This window comes from Pontibacillus marinus BH030004 = DSM 16465, assembly GCF_000425225.1.
Classification (GTDB): domain Bacteria; phylum Bacillota; class Bacilli; order Bacillales; family BH030062; genus Pontibacillus; species Pontibacillus marinus.
On sequence record NZ_KE384331.1, the window covers coordinates 89,270 to 103,316 of the forward strand.

Here is a 14,047-nt window from a genome sequence, read left to right on the forward strand (position 1 = left end):
CGTTTCTATATATTGCTTTCAAGAATCGTCGTCTGTTTCATCATCGTGCTTATGTCTGAATATTGCTTGGGCTTCTTGAATTTCATTTCGAATTTTAGACATTTCCTCATCAAGCTGAAAAGCTGCCTCAGATGCTCTCTTTAAACGAGATTGTACATCTATAGGAATTTGTCCACTGTACTTATAGTTTAAAGAGTGCTCATTTGTAGCCCAAAAATTCATCGCCAATGTACGAATTTGAATCTCAGCTAACAACATTTTCTCGCCATGAATGGTTTCCACAGGATACTCAATAATGACATGAAACGAGCGGTAACCACTATCTTTCTTTTTTGTAATGTAATCTTTTTCTTCAATAATCTCAAAATCTTTCCGTCTTCTCAGCATATCGACAACAGTGTATATATCATCAACAAATTGGCATACAACGCGCAGGCCTGCTATATCCTGAATTTCATATTCGAGATGGTTATGAGGTGTTTGTTTCTTTTTTGCCTTGGATAAAATACTTTTAATAGGTTTTACCCGACCTGTTACGAATTCAATCGGCGAATGCATGGAACCATATTCATACTGGGCACGCATCCCTCTTAGTTTTACTTTAAGTTCATCTACCGCCTGATTGTAAGGCGCTAGGAACATATCCCAATTCACTATTCCGGCACCACCTTTTGTCGATCCAAACGTGTATCAGTCACGCATTATTTTCATGAAATTTTCGTTGGTCTGTTCTATGACCACATCCAACTTCAGCGCCTACAATTATTACGATATAAGAACAGATAGCTTGTATCTTCTTTTGCTTATCTTGCTGCGCAGAGTCCAGTCCATACATCGCTATTGGAACGCTTAAGCTGTACCATCAATTGTATCACAAATAGAAAAAATGGATAATGATTGCATTATCCTTTAACATCATCAATAATAGGTACGGCTAAATCGATCGTTTTATTGGAGGAATCAGCATGTCACAAGAGATTGAAATCGAATTTAAAAATCTTTTAACTCAAACAGAGTATGAGCTGTTAACAGAGGAACTTCCTTTTGATACAGATCACCGCTTCACCCAAACCAATTACTACTTCGAAACAGAAGAATTTGATTTAAAAGAGCGTGGATGTGCTCTTCGCATCCGTAAGAAAAAAGACTCCTGGACAGCGACTTTAAAAGAACCTCATGTTGATGGCTTGCTTGAAACCCATGATACCCTTACCGAGGAAGAAGTTCGTGCTTGGATGAACGACGTGCCATCTCCTGCTCCAAACATTGAGTTAAGGTTACAGAACATGGGACTTTCATTTTCTGAAGTCCAATTTAAAGGGGCTCTTATCACAGAACGTATGGAAGTGCCTTATAAGGATACACTACTTGTCCTCGACCGTAGCCATTATAACCAACAAACAGATTATGAGCTGGAGTTAGAAGCTAAGGAAAAAGAACATGGTGAGCGCGTTTTCAATGAGATTTTAAATCAATACTCCATCCCCAAAAGGGAAACACCAAATAAGATTCAACGTTTCTTCTCAACTGTCTCAAAATCATATTAATTGAGTTTTTGAGCTAAGCGTTGCTACAATATAACAAAAGTCAATGCTGCCAAATCAGCTAACTACAAAAAGACACATGGACACCCTTTTTTTGATAAAAGGACAAGTATCGTGAATGTTTATGATAAATATAACGCGAAAGAGGACTGTATATGAACGACTATCCAGGCACTTTATACGAAGCTATTGGAGGATCTGCAACGATTCATCATTTAGTGGAAGCCTTTTATGCACGGGTTGCTGAACACCCTGATTTATATCCAATTTTCCCTGATGACCTGACGGAAACGGCACGGAAGCAGAAACAATTTTTAAGCCAGTTTCTTGGTGGTCCCGCATATTACACCGAGGAGCACGGGCACCCTATGTTAAGAGCCCGACATTTACCGTTTGAAATCACTCCTTCCCGTAAAGACGCCTGGTTAGCATGTATGAGTGATGCATTAGAGGAAGCAGAAGTTGAAGAACCCTTTAGAAGTGCCATTTTTGAAAGGCTAACCCACACAGCTCAACACATGATGAACACACCAGAAGACAGGAAAGGAGAATGACCGTGAGTTGGAAAATGACTGGGGACCAAAACAACACGAATGAAACAACAAATGCCCAGTATGGTTTTTTCGACCTTTTAAATAAGCCGGTAGAGATCTATGTCTTTATCGATCCACTTTGTCCTGAATGTTGGTCTTTAGAGCCTTTTCTAAAAAAGCTCACGTTGGAATACGGACGGTATTTCACCATTAGACCGATCGTAAGCGGGAAGCTCACCTCCTTGAATGCTGAAACGTTTGAGAAACCTGAAGATTTAGCGAAAGGATGGGAAAAAATAGCTTCTCGAACTGGGATGAGTTGTGATGGTGACCTCTGGTTTGAAGATCCAATTTCCTCTCCTTGGCTTGCAGCTTTAGCCATTAAAGCAGCTGAATTACAAGGTCGAAAAGCTGGGATGCGCTTTTTACGTAAGGTACAGGAATACCTATTCTTGAGTAAACAAAACGTTTCAAAGGAAGAAGTATTACTCCAGTGTGCTGAAGATGCGAAGTTGGACATCGACGAATTCAAGCGTGACTTGAAATCCGATTCAGCCAAAAGAGCACTTCAATGTGACCTTAAACTCACACGTGAAATGGATGTTGACCAAATCCCCGCCATTGTCTTGTTCAATCAACAGGAAGAGGATGAGGGATTGAAGGTTACAGGATTATATCCGTACGATATTTACGTAAGTGTTTTACAAGAAATGCTTCAAAAGTATCCTAAGCCAGCTTCTAAACCGACATTAGAAGAATTTTTAAAACATTACGGATTCGTTGGCTCAAAGGAAATTTCAGTCGTCTTCGATTGGTCTGAACAAAAAACGAAGTGCGAGATGAAGAAGCTTCGTCTCAAACAAAAAGTTAAAGAATACCCCGTAAAATACGGTACATTCTGGCGTTATGTATAGGTGTTCTCTCGCTTGTTGAAATTCAACAAGTGAGTGGACATCTATTTTTTATGGTTCATGCATATAATGATGGAAAAAGCGTGTATGGAAGGGGCGATGTTCATGAAGTGGATCCCTATTTTTTGGCTCGTTATGACTGTGTTAGCGTTTCTTTTTAACTTGCTAGGGATGATGAGGCTTGTTCCATTTATACTTAGTATGCCAATTTTATTCGTTACGATTTACTTCACGATCTTTAGTTTCACGCATCGTAAATCATTTCGAGGATTACGTTAATACTCAATCTTAAAAAGCTGCTCCCTCAATGATGGGAGCAGCTTTTGTTCTATTTTATTCTTTTACTAATTTCTCAAATTCAGCTAGCTTTTCTTCGAATACATCAAGAGCCGCTTCGATCGGATCTTTTGATGTCATGTCTACTCCAGCATGTTTCAACACTTCAATTGGGTAATCGCTACATCCTGCTTTCAAGAAGCCTTTGTAGCGTTCTACTGCTGGGTCGCCTTCTTTAAGGATTTGGTCCGCTAATGCAGTTGCTGCAGAGTATCCTGTCGCATACTGATAAACATAGTAGTTATAGTAGAAGTGAGGAATACGAGCCCACTCAAGGCCAATTTCGTCATCTACTACGATATTTTTACCGAAGTATTTTTCATTTAAATCATGATAGAGTTCAGTCAGTTTATCAGCAGTAAGGGCTTCACCATTTTGCTCCCGCTTATGAATATCGTGCTCAAACTCAGCGAACATGGTTTGACGATATACTGTGCCACGGAAGCCTTCTAAGAAGTTGTTAAGAAGATAAAGTTTACGCTTCTTATCTTTTGTTTCTTTTAACAGATAGTCATTTAACAATGCTTCATTACACGTTGATGCTACCTCTGCTACGAAAATCGAGTAGTTTCCATAACGGTACGGCTGATTATTCGTTGTATAGTAGCTGTGTAAGGAGTGACCTAACTCGTGAGCTAATGTAAATAAGTTGTTCAGGTTATTTTGCCAGTTCATCAGGATGTAAGGGTTTGTACCGTAAGAGCCTGATGAATACGCTCCACTACGTTTCCCTTTATTCTCATCAACGTCGATCCAACGATTTTTATACCCTTCTTTAAGGATGTTTGTGTATTCTTCCCCTAATGGCGCCAGACCTTTTAACACAAGCTCCTGTGCTTCCTCATAAGGAATGTCCATATCCACATCCTGCACAAGGTCTGCATATAGGTCATACATGTGAAGCTCATCAAGCCCAAGCACTTCTTTACGTAAATCTACGTAGCGATGAAGAGCTGGTAAGCGGTCATTAACTGCTTCAACTAAGTTATCATATACCTTCTCAGGAATATTGTTTTTATCTAACGCAGAATGGCGCGCAGAATCATAGTTACGAATATTTGCAGAGAAGTTATGCTTTTTCACTGCTCCACTTAATGTTGAGGAGAACGTATTCTTGAACTTCCCAAACGTGTCATACATCGCTTCAAAAGCTGCTTTACGTACGGAACGATCTTTTGACTGTAAGAAGCGAATGTAGCGACCATGTGTAAGGTCTACTTCATTCCCCTCTTCATCTTTAATGGTTGGGAATGTTAAGTCAGCGTTATTCAACATACCGAATGTTTGAGCTGGATTCCCCATTACTTCACCAGCTTGTGCTAGTAACGCTTCCTCTTTTTCACTTAACGTGTGAGGACGTCCTCGTGTAATTTCATTTAAGGCGTGCTCGTACAACTTCAGCTCTTCTTTTTCTTGTAAAAACTTTTCAACTGTCCCCTCTTCCATTGCAAGAATTTCAGGATCAATGTAACTCATTGCACTCCCTACTTGGGTCAGAAGGTTCTCAGCACGAGTGTTCATTTCTTGGTAATGGGAATTGGTTGTGTCTTGGTCGTAGCGCATATGTGCGTATGTAAACAATTTGCCGAAACGAGACGCTACTTCATCTTGTAGTTTCAATAGGTTATATAGTGTATCTGCTGATTCATGTAATTTACCCTGATACTCTGTAATTTGCGGAACTAGTTCTTTTACTGCGTCATATTCTTTATTCCAAGCCTCATCAGACTCAAAGATATCTTCTAATCTCCATGTACGTTCCTCTGGTATCTCTTCGCGTTTTGGTAATTCTTTAGCCAAGTCGTACTCCTCCTTTTATCATATCTTCTTCCATACATTTCTCTTTCGAAAGCCGAAATACCTTCTTTTCAAGAAAAAATGTTATAAAATTAATCGTTATCTATTATATACGATTCTAGGTTGAACATGCTAAGTTTGTGATGCGTAACAACGCTTTGAAGCTAAAACATTCAAAGCGTTGTTTTTGCATCGATTATTCAAATGTCTCCGACAACTTTTCCATCACTTCTCGATCTTGTCTTAAAGCTTCTGGAACATTTGTAGGAAATGGGATTTCATTCAGTTTCTTATACCTTCCTTCTTGTTGAAACTCCAACACACCCAATGTACACAACAAATCTGCATATTCCTTCAATGGTTCAAATGTATAGTGAATAAGTGGAAATGATTTTTGCTGGGAAGAAAGTTGCTTGGAAGTTATAGAAATGGAGTCTCCTACTTGCACAGGGTGTAGTTGGTCAACTAACCATCTTGTCTGCCATACAAAAGGCATAGGAGATAAAGAAAACTGAGATTGTACAGGAAGGTGTGCATAAGCGGGTAACGTACTTGGATGAAGACGATTGATGTACATCCATTGGCGAAACTGAATGTCATTTGGATTCTTTGAATGTCCTACAGGGCTTTTACGGAGTTTTTGCTTTTCACGTAACCAGTAGGTACATAAAAAAGATGGAGTCATGTTTCTTTTAGGTGTGATGAGTGAAGAAAGATTGGATTGAGAAGCTTGGAGAAAGCTTAGGGAACCTAGCATTTGGGTTGTACTGATTAAATAGGGGTTCTGAAAAACTGCAAATTGTCGAGCGTTGGAACAGTAGAAAAATAAAGATGGGGGATACTGATCATGAAATTGATGAAAGAAAAGTTGTTCAAAAGGAGAAAGCCATAAAGTTTGTGGTTTCTTACGGTTTAATAAATTTCCGCCTAAGATCCATAAAGGGATGATCTCTTCATTTCGATATCCAGCTGTTCTTTTTTCGATTATTTCCGAGGAAATACGACAGCATTGATATTCGATTGCGATCCATTTCCCTTTTGCTTTAACTAGGATATCTGGACGTTGCTGAATCGATGGAATATAGCTTTCTAGTTCGACCTCATATCCTTGATGTTTTAACCAGGAAAATAACTGCAGCTTACCGAGTTCATGATACGGTCCTTCTCCTCCCTTTGCGACGCTACAATCTGAACCAGGTCGATGTGCATAATGCGGAAGCATTCGAGGACCTGCTTTAATCATAACTTTCTCTCGGCAGCTTGGACAAAAATACGAATTGTCTCTCATTAACTCTATATGTTTTTTGGACTGACTATACAATAGTATGGACTGTCCATGTTTATCTAATGCTCTAAGCAATAGATCACCTCCTTCCTTTTAATTCTCCTAACAGTCATAAATTCCTTCTTAAAAACATGGATATGTTCAGTTAAAGTTTTCGGTTTTGGGATTGGAAGTTATTCAGCAATATGGCAGGATTGTTGAAGACTTGATTCCGAGATATTGGTTGGGAGAAGTCCGTTACTGTTGAGGAATTTGTTGCGGTCAGTGAAACGGCAAGCCTGTTGTTGCCCCACACGACGTGGGGTAGTTCTACGTTGCCACAAGATGTGGCGGTTTTAGTAGAACCTCCATTGTATAGCCGAGTCTCCTCGTGCCTGCGGGGTCTCGTCTTCCCTTTGTTACCACGACAGTTTGCCGTTTCCTTCCCTCCACGCGTTTATGGAGATTAACGGACCATAATTTGGACTTTCTCAACTCATATTGATTGGATATCATATTTAGAGAAGTTGCTCAGAACCTTGTCATGATAGTGTTACACTACCTGGAATCCGACCACCTCATCTCAGAATTACGGTGGTTCCGTTAGTCACCATTCGGCAAAGGTGGGCTGGGAAACGGGCTGACTCCTCCGGAAAAACGGGCGAGCCAATTCAGACATTCGGCAAAGGTGGGCTGGGAAACGGGCTGACTCCTCCGGAAAAACGGGCGAGCGAGACCCCGAAAGGAGCTTTAGCGAATGAGGAGGCTCGATCGTTCGTCCGGGGAAAGCAGCCCGTTTCCCAGCCCACCGCACTCCACTAAAGCAACGGAACCATACGCACTTTATCTCGATTCCAAGTCTTCAACAATAGGGGGCTAATGTTAAATAATCCATCCAAAAAACGACCAGAGAATATCTGGTCGTTTCCATTGTGCTATTAATATAGATTTCTGATCCTATACAATCAGCCATTTTTATAATAAAACTCATATTGTCCTTTTAATAAACGAACAACATGCTCAAACATCTCTTTGCGATTCACTAATTCATTTGTGAATATTCCAATCGCACCTTCTTTTTGACGAATTTCACTCCGTTGAGCATACTCATCCATTATATCACCAAGCTCTTTCCCTTTACTAAGGTCCTTGGCAACTTCATCTGGTAAAGGGATACGTGCACCACTAGCTGTAAACACATTTTCTTGTTTGTCTACTAATGCACCCCAGTTACAGAGATATAAATCATTTTCAAGCTCCATTACGCCACCTTCAAGGCCGATCCCCATACTACCTTTTTCAGAACTTGCACATTCACGAGCTCGGTTAATAGCCCCCTCCAATGTCTCTTCATCTGAAAATGGCTGCGAGGATACTTTAGAAGCAACCTCCATACCCATAACTTCGAAATCTGAGAAGTTGCTCCGGACGGCATCGATTTTCGCATAATTGTTTGAGCCGACTATAATCTTCATGGTTTCATCCTTTCTCGTACTAACCCCTTTGATCTAGTAGGAACGAGATTGTCTTCATCCTAAGGAGCAACCTCTTGATGTTTCATTAACTATTTTGAAGGATTTGATCTACGGCATTTTGGTCCGTTGCTTTAACAAGGTGTGTTAATAACTCTTTTGCTGCAGCGTAGTCATCAATGTGAATCATAGAAGCAGACGTATGAATGTATCGAGAGCAAATACCTACAACTGCAGATGGCACTCCTTCATTCGCAATATGAACACGACCTGCATCTGTTCCACCCTGAGAAATAAAGTATTGATATGGAATATCATGTGTTTCTGCCATGTCCAGGATAAACTCGCGAATACCTCGGTGCGTAACCATCGATTTATCTAAAATACGCAATAATGCACCTTTTCCTAATTGGCCAAACTCGTTCTTATCACCAGACATATCATTAGCTGGTGATGCATCTAATGCATAAAAAATATCCGGCTGAATCATGTTAGCAGCTGTTTGAGCACCACGCAACCCTACTTCTTCCTGTACGGTAGCACCTGAATAAAGCATATTTGGTAAGGAATCATTTTGTAGTTCTTTAAGTAGCTCTACAGCAAGTCCACAGCCATATCTGTTATCCCAAGCTTTTGCTAAGATCTTCTTTTCATTCGCCATTGGTGTGAAAGGACAAATTGGTACAATTTGTTGCCCAGGTTTTACACCAAGGCGTTTCGCATCCTCTTCATCATCTGCTCCAATATCAATCATCATATTTTTGATATCCATTGGCTTCTTACGTTGCTCAGGTGTCAGATTATGTGGAGGGATAGAACCAATTACCCCTGGGATTGGTCCATCATCAGTCATGACTTGGACACGTTGCGCTAAGAGTACCTGACTCCACCATCCCCCTAATGTTTGAAAACGAATCATACCGTTTTTTGTGATTTGGGTAACCATAAAACCCACTTCATCCATATGTCCAGCAACCATAACCTTAGGGCCGTTTCCTTTTTTTACACCGAAAACGCCACCAAGATTATCCTGAATGATTTCATCTGAATACTTTTCAAGTTCACCTTTCATAAAAGAACGTACTTTATGTTCGTTACCAGGGGCGCCTTGTAATTCTGTTAGCGTACGAAATAAATCTAAAGTATCTTGTTTCATTATGTATTCCACTCCCATTTATAGATTTAAAATAGCATTCTAATGATCTCCATTGAACAATTTTCGTAACTTCTATTATCGTATCGAATGTTCAGAATCTTTTCCACTATGACCCCTATTATTTTCTATTTTACTCAACTTTCGATATACTATAAAAAGATTGATGAATGAGTAGAGGTGAATGGAAATGAGATGGACAAAGTCACTTGCAGCAGTCGGCGTAGGAGCTCTAGTCGGTTATGTAGCTGCAAAGCAATTTAACGAACATCAAAACCTGTCACCTGAGAAAGCGTTAAAAGTAGCCAAAGAGGCCTTTAAACGACAGGGACCAATTAGCGGATCATGGATTCATATGAAGACCGAGGAAATTTCGTTGGACGATCTTCCTTACACCGTTTATCGCGGTGGTGTTTCTCGTTCTATTGATGGAACAACGAAGCAATTTGAATTTTATATCGACTCTGTAACAGGAACCGTACTTGACGTAAGTGAGGTTTCCTAACGATTAATAAAAATCCGCACCGATGTGCGGATTTTTTATTTACCGCTCTCGCTCAACTTTCTGAATGACTTCCCCTTCTTCATTAAATTGTAGCGCACGGTAATATGCATCATGATAGAAGGTGTACCAAGCCTGCTTCTGATAACCATACTTCATCCAGTCTTGCTTTTGGTGCACAGAAGTAACTGGAAAGTCATCATAAGCTAATACCCAAAGCTCATTTTGATGTGCATTGGTAGGCATGATATCAGCCATATGAATAAATAGTTCCTCACCATCTTCAAAACGAATGACCGAATGACCATCACTATGACCACCCGTATGAATCATATGAAGCCCATCTGCTATCTCAACAGCTTCTTCATACGTTTGAACCTGATGCTCAACAGGCTTCCAATTCGACTCCCAATACGTGTTCGCAGACCTTATATTTGGATTTTTCATTTCATTCCACTCTGTAGAAGAAGTGAAGATTTTAGCATTTTCAAATGTTGGAACTAATTTTCCGTCCTGCCATTTGCTTAATCCACATGCATGATCAAAATGTAGATGTGTCATTAAAACAGCATCGATATCTTCAGTACCAAAACCTAATTCATTTAATGAAGAATCAATAGAGGATTCCTCATGAACACCGAAGTTTTTCATTTGCTTTTCATTTAATTTTTGATTTCCAATTCCAGAATCTATTAGAAATTTCTTTCCATCTATCTGAAGAAGAATTGGATCTGTACGTAATTCAATTTGATTTTTTTCATTTGATGGATATTTACGGCTCCATAGAGGCTTGGGTACTACGCCAAACATTGCCCCTCCATCAAGGTGAGTTACGCCTCCATTAAGCCAAGTTAATGTAGCTCGTCCTACTTGTAACGTTTCCATTATGTACCCCCTTTTATTTCTTTACAATTGTATCATAGGGGATGAATAAAATGTAAACGTTACCGCTTAATCTTAGCGCTCTGGAAAACGGACTTTGCAACGGTAGATCGGTTGTCCTTTTTCCGAGAACTTCTCTTCATACTCAGTCTTAACATTTAAAGGGTCCTCCAAAGCATGAAGATCTAAAGATACTTCCTCAATTATACAACCGTATTTTGAAAAGCTAGCTAGGGAATACTCGAATAATTGTTGATTATCTGTTTTCATCACAAGGTTCCCATTTGTCTTTAGCACATCCTCGTATTGCTCCAGAAATGTATGGTAAGTAAGCCGTCTCTTTTCATGACGACTTTTGGGCCATGGATCAGAAAAGTTTAAATAAATCTGATCAATTTCATTCGGGGCAAAAATATCTCTTAAGTCCTTTGCATCTACATTCATAAGCCTTACGTTCGATACATCTGCCTCTATGATTTTCTTGAGTGTACCGACAATGACGTTTTTTACACGTTCAATGCCGATGAAGTTCATTTCAGGGTGCTGCTTTGCCATACCAGAGATAAATGCTCCTCTTCCTGTTCCGATTTCTAGGTGAACAGGTTGGTCTTCATTAAAAAGCTCTTTCCATGTACCTTTATGTGTAAAGGGCTCTTGTACAACAATATGATCATTATCTTTCAAATATTGATCTGCCCAAGGTTTATTACGAATTCTACTCATATATATTTTTCCTCCTTACGTTCAGCATTCACCTTACCATGAAACCTTGATTTCGGAAAGTTCTCCCTCAATTTTTGTGTATGAGCGAGCATAAGAGAAGAAGCTTAAGGAATTGATTCAATGTGATACTTATATTCAACATAAGAGCATTAAACCTCTATAACAATGATTAACCCCTATTAATAACACTTGGAGTGTAAGCGCTTTCTATAATAAGATAGTAAACGTTGTGTTAAACATTAACAAAAAAACGGAGTTGATCTCATGATCATGTTAACAAAACTAATGGAATTGATTGTTTTAGCCACTGTAGGCGTTATGTTTATCGGTTATTCCCTATTTCTATATCCAATCGAAAAACTTCAAGAGAAAACAAGTAAAGAAGTAAAGCAAAACCAATTAAAATATGCACCAAGAACGAAAACACAAACTGCAGCTTAAGATTACAAATATTCATTAAACCTTCTATATCATGAAGATTAAAAAGAACTTTTAGCCTCTCGCTAAAGTTCTTTTTTATTTTTTATAATCCTCTTTTCTTACATATTTCCCTTTTAACCGCACAACCTATTCCTAAAAGGGGGATTTTAGATGCCTTTAACGACAAAAGATCAAATGAACGTGCTGTATGATTTATTGACTGAGCATGCAGAGGAGTGTTGTGGAAGTGTCTCGGAATATCAACAAATTCAACGCCTAGCAAGGTCTTTATTATCAAAAAAAGCCATCAATAATGATGACTTTTTACAGGTACTTCCGCAAATATACGATTATGGGCGTGATGGTGAAGTATCCAATAATGATTCCAACTACGTGACTTCTAATCAAGACCAATTAAATGAATGGATAAATTCCATCCAAAATTCTAATTATTAATCATTCCTACTTTCAGCATTAGCCGCTTAAGATCTTCTAACCATCGAGCGGCTTCTTTTTCTTCTAACCGACTTTTATGCCACTGAATAAACGAAATCGTTTGCGCAATGATATACCAATGCATACGATTTAGTAAGTCCTCATGCAATTCCACACCATACGTTTCAAGCCAATCTTCCCACTCTTCTTCAGGGATATACCAATGCAAGATCATACCTAAATCCATCGCCGGATCAGCTACCATCGCATTGTCCCAATCAATAAGGTACAATTGTCCAGCAGTTGTTAAAAGCCAATTGTTATGATTCATATCACAATGGCAAACAACTTTACGCTGATTTTGGACGTAAGGTAATTGATTGTCTAAAAAACGAAGACATTGATGAACTTCTATCTGCGTATTAACGAAGCTTAATTCTTGCTCTTGAGACTTCAGTTCTTGAAGAAGTGCTTCAGGCTCTAATGGCTTTTTTCCCATCCTCATAAGCAAGTCTAATAGTTCTGAAGAATGGTGGATTTTACTCAACAGTTGGGCAACTCGTGGGTGCTTAACTTCTTCAGGTGATAATTCGCGCCCCTCTAGCCACTGTTGGGCCGTTATTACATCACCATTTTCCATACGTTTCGTCCATACGAGTTTTGGCACAATGCCTTCAGCTGACAATACAGCTAAAAAGGGTGAGGAATTTCGTTTAAGAAAAAGGCGCTTGTCATCACGTTGTGCATAATAAGCTTCTCCTGTTGATCCGCCCGCTGGTGTTATTGTCCAATCTTGTCCGAGTATCTGTTCCAACCAATTCACCTTCAATTCCTCAAATCTTTGTTGGGTTATATATTAACGTCGCTATAATAAAGGTATGATTTAGTATACCTTATTTTCATTTAAAACTCATTACGTCTTATTCGTGTTTTTTTATTTAGTACTTTTTTACTATGTCGAGTATGCTGAAATTACTTCTTATATTGTTAAAGTGAAAAAACACACGATAATAGATTAACTCAAAACGCACTCTAAATTCAAGGCAATCCCTTTATTTCTGTTTTGATGAAAACTGAAATATCTTTCTTGAGAACGATTCTTTCTCAATCACACATTTCTGACACTTTCCGGTTTGTCCATCAACATGATAAGAAAGTGATTGATTTCCATGTATAGACAGAGAGCTCGCGTTTAATACGGTTACTTCATTATATTTGACATGGCCACCCCAAAATACTGAAAGAAAAACCGCTAACACCTTCCATTTTGAGATGTTCTCTATTATTAAAACGTGAAATGTATCTTTGGACATTTTAGCACTAGGAATAACTTTCATTCCTCCACCATAATAACCATGTACTCCTGTTGTAATCATCCAGACGTTAGATAATGTTCTTATTTCACCATCAATTGTCAATTCAATTTCCTTTGGCTCAAATTGAAATATTGTTTGAACTAATGCGATCGCATAGGCTAAGGAACCTAAACCGATCTTATTAAGCCATTTTTTATAGGATGAACGATTTGCACGTTGAGCGATTTCTGCATCAAACCCAAATCCAATGTTACTTGCAAAAACTCGACGATTTGAAGGCTTTCGTTTATCCGTAAGGTAGGAACCACACCAGTAGGGTTTAGCATGAGATCGCTGTACAATATCCTGAAATAATTTCACCGGCTTTTTTTTACTGTTCGTTCCACGAGCGAAATCATTTCCTGAGCCAGCGGGAATATATGCAATGGGTATAGTAGGAATGTTTTTGAGACCATTCACAACCTCATGCATTGTGCCGTCTCCTCCCACTGCTATGATACACTTTACTTTTTCATTATAGATCTCCAAGACATGCTTTACCAACTCTTCAGCATGGCCTTCGTATTTTGTAAAAAAAGATCGACAATCTTTTTGTTTAAATAACGGGTCTTTTTGGAGCTTTTTTAATACCTTTAATGAGCGGCCATTACCCGCTTCAGGGTTTACTATTAAAATATACATGAATTTATTTCCCTTCGTGCCTAAACCATATTATTTAGCAAAAACATCTAAATCTATTATACTAGTATAAAAGGAGTG

At 38.9% G+C, this 14,047-nt stretch carries 16 protein-coding genes; 7 read left to right on the plus strand and 9 right to left on the minus strand.

The window, feature by feature from the left end:
* Positions 1 to 18: 18 nt before the first annotated feature.
* A complete protein-coding gene (locus tag H514_RS0116925) occupies positions 19 to 642 on the minus strand; it encodes a GTP pyrophosphokinase (RefSeq protein WP_081673080.1) in 624 nt (207 codons plus the stop codon).
* Positions 643 to 965: 323 nt separating this feature from the next.
* Here H514_RS0116925 and H514_RS0116930 point away from each other — a divergent pair, with 323 nt between their 5' ends.
* From H514_RS0116930 to H514_RS25005, 4 genes are all read left to right on the plus strand, one after another.
* Positions 966 to 1,547, plus strand: a complete 582-nt coding sequence (locus H514_RS0116930) for a CYTH domain-containing protein (RefSeq protein ID WP_027448023.1) — start codon at positions 966 to 968, stop codon at positions 1,545 to 1,547.
* A 152-nt stretch (positions 1,548 to 1,699) separates the two neighbouring features.
* Complete coding sequence (locus tag H514_RS0116935) at positions 1,700 to 2,098, plus strand: globin domain-containing protein (RefSeq protein ID WP_027448024.1); 399 nt, start codon at positions 1,700 to 1,702, stop codon at positions 2,096 to 2,098.
* A 2-nt stretch (positions 2,099 to 2,100) separates the two neighbouring features.
* Positions 2,101 to 2,991: a ClpXP adapter SpxH family protein gene (locus H514_RS0116940; RefSeq protein ID WP_027448025.1), complete on the plus strand. Its 891-nt coding sequence runs from the start codon at positions 2,101 to 2,103 to the stop codon at positions 2,989 to 2,991.
* A 102-nt stretch (positions 2,992 to 3,093) separates the two neighbouring features.
* Positions 3,094 to 3,267 (plus strand): hypothetical protein, encoded by a 174-nt coding sequence (locus H514_RS25005; protein WP_169449774.1) that lies wholly within the window; start codon positions 3,094 to 3,096, stop codon positions 3,265 to 3,267.
* A gap of 54 nt (positions 3,268 to 3,321) precedes the next feature.
* Here H514_RS25005 and pepF read toward each other — a convergent pair whose 3' ends face one another.
* The 4 genes from pepF to H514_RS0116965 form a co-directional block, all read right to left on the minus strand.
* On the minus strand, positions 3,322 to 5,124 hold the full coding sequence (gene pepF / locus H514_RS0116950) for an oligoendopeptidase F (RefSeq protein WP_027448026.1): 1,803 nt from the start codon (positions 5,122 to 5,124) through the stop codon (positions 3,322 to 3,324).
* Between the two features lie 193 nt (positions 5,125 to 5,317).
* Positions 5,318 to 6,481 (minus strand): competence protein CoiA, encoded by a 1,164-nt coding sequence (locus tag H514_RS24065; protein WP_027448027.1) that lies wholly within the window; start codon positions 6,479 to 6,481, stop codon positions 5,318 to 5,320.
* 869 nt (positions 6,482 to 7,350) lie between these two features.
* Positions 7,351 to 7,860, minus strand: coding sequence for a DUF84 family protein (locus H514_RS0116960; RefSeq protein WP_027448028.1), 510 nt, complete (start codon positions 7,858 to 7,860; stop codon positions 7,351 to 7,353).
* A gap of 85 nt (positions 7,861 to 7,945) precedes the next feature.
* Entirely contained in the window at positions 7,946 to 9,013 is a 1,068-nt protein-coding gene (locus tag H514_RS0116965; protein ID WP_027448029.1) for a M42 family metallopeptidase, read from the minus strand.
* Between the two features lie 187 nt (positions 9,014 to 9,200).
* Here H514_RS0116965 and H514_RS0116970 point away from each other — a divergent pair, with 187 nt between their 5' ends.
* Positions 9,201 to 9,515, plus strand: a complete 315-nt coding sequence (locus tag H514_RS0116970; protein WP_027448030.1) for a PepSY domain-containing protein — start codon at positions 9,201 to 9,203, stop codon at positions 9,513 to 9,515.
* 39 nt (positions 9,516 to 9,554) lie between these two features.
* On the opposite strand, the gene H514_RS0116975 is transcribed toward H514_RS0116970, so the two are convergent.
* A complete protein-coding gene (locus H514_RS0116975; RefSeq protein ID WP_027448031.1) occupies positions 9,555 to 10,397 on the minus strand; it encodes a YtnP family quorum-quenching lactonase in 843 nt (280 codons plus the stop codon).
* A 72-nt stretch (positions 10,398 to 10,469) separates the two neighbouring features.
* A complete protein-coding gene (gene trmB, locus H514_RS0116980; protein ID WP_036843176.1) occupies positions 10,470 to 11,117 on the minus strand; it encodes a tRNA (guanosine(46)-N7)-methyltransferase TrmB in 648 nt (215 codons plus the stop codon).
* A gap of 264 nt (positions 11,118 to 11,381) precedes the next feature.
* Between trmB and H514_RS25010 the strand changes: the two genes are divergently transcribed.
* Complete coding sequence (locus tag H514_RS25010) at positions 11,382 to 11,558, plus strand: hypothetical protein (protein ID WP_154657400.1); 177 nt, start codon at positions 11,382 to 11,384, stop codon at positions 11,556 to 11,558.
* A 150-nt stretch (positions 11,559 to 11,708) separates the two neighbouring features.
* The gene (locus H514_RS0116990) at positions 11,709 to 11,993 is read left to right on the plus strand and encodes a YtzH-like family protein (protein WP_027448033.1); all 285 of its coding nucleotides are present in this window, start codon (positions 11,709 to 11,711) and stop codon (positions 11,991 to 11,993) included.
* Here the strand turns inward: H514_RS0116990 and H514_RS0116995 are convergent.
* Together H514_RS0116995 and H514_RS23380 are read right to left on the minus strand one after the other, a co-directional pair.
* Positions 11,983 to 12,786 carry a phosphotransferase family protein gene (locus H514_RS0116995; RefSeq protein WP_027448034.1) on the minus strand — a complete coding sequence of 268 codons (804 nt, stop codon included), beginning with the start codon at positions 12,784 to 12,786 and terminating at the stop codon, positions 11,983 to 11,985. The two genes, H514_RS0116990 and H514_RS0116995, sit on opposite strands and share 11 nt — an antisense overlap.
* Positions 12,787 to 13,024: 238 nt before the next feature.
* Positions 13,025 to 13,969 carry a diacylglycerol/lipid kinase family protein gene (locus H514_RS23380; RefSeq protein WP_051255194.1) on the minus strand — a complete coding sequence of 315 codons (945 nt, stop codon included), beginning with the start codon at positions 13,967 to 13,969 and terminating at the stop codon, positions 13,025 to 13,027.
* Between the last annotated feature and the right edge of the window lie 78 nt (positions 13,970 to 14,047).

Excerpts from the sequence above, each read along its gene's own strand:
- H514_RS0116925 (WP_081673080.1), bottom strand. The coding sequence starts at position 642 with ATGTTCCTAGCGCCTTACAATCAGGCGGTAGATGAACTTAAAGTAAAA.
- H514_RS0116930 (WP_027448023.1), top strand. The coding sequence starts at position 966 with ATGTCACAAGAGATTGAAATCGAATTTAAAAATCTTTTAACTCAAACA.
- H514_RS0116935 (WP_027448024.1), top strand. The coding sequence starts at position 1,700 with ATGAACGACTATCCAGGCACTTTATACGAAGCTATTGGAGGATCTGCA.
- H514_RS25005 (WP_169449774.1), top strand. The coding sequence starts at position 3,094 with ATGAAGTGGATCCCTATTTTTTGGCTCGTTATGACTGTGTTAGCGTTT.
- H514_RS0116960 (WP_027448028.1), bottom strand. The coding sequence starts at position 7,860 with ATGAAGATTATAGTCGGCTCAAACAATTATGCGAAAATCGATGCCGTC.
- H514_RS0116965 (WP_027448029.1), bottom strand. The coding sequence starts at position 9,013 with ATGAAACAAGATACTTTAGATTTATTTCGTACGCTAACAGAATTACAA.
- H514_RS0116970 (WP_027448030.1), top strand. The coding sequence starts at position 9,201 with ATGAGATGGACAAAGTCACTTGCAGCAGTCGGCGTAGGAGCTCTAGTC.
- H514_RS0116975 (WP_027448031.1), bottom strand. The coding sequence starts at position 10,397 with ATGGAAACGTTACAAGTAGGACGAGCTACATTAACTTGGCTTAATGGA.
- trmB (WP_036843176.1), bottom strand. The coding sequence starts at position 11,117 with ATGAGTAGAATTCGTAATAAACCTTGGGCAGATCAATATTTGAAAGAT.
- H514_RS25010 (WP_154657400.1), top strand. The coding sequence starts at position 11,382 with ATGATCATGTTAACAAAACTAATGGAATTGATTGTTTTAGCCACTGTA.
- H514_RS0116990 (WP_027448033.1), top strand. The coding sequence starts at position 11,709 with ATGCCTTTAACGACAAAAGATCAAATGAACGTGCTGTATGATTTATTG.
- H514_RS23380 (WP_051255194.1), bottom strand. The coding sequence starts at position 13,969 with ATGTATATTTTAATAGTAAACCCTGAAGCGGGTAATGGCCGCTCATTA.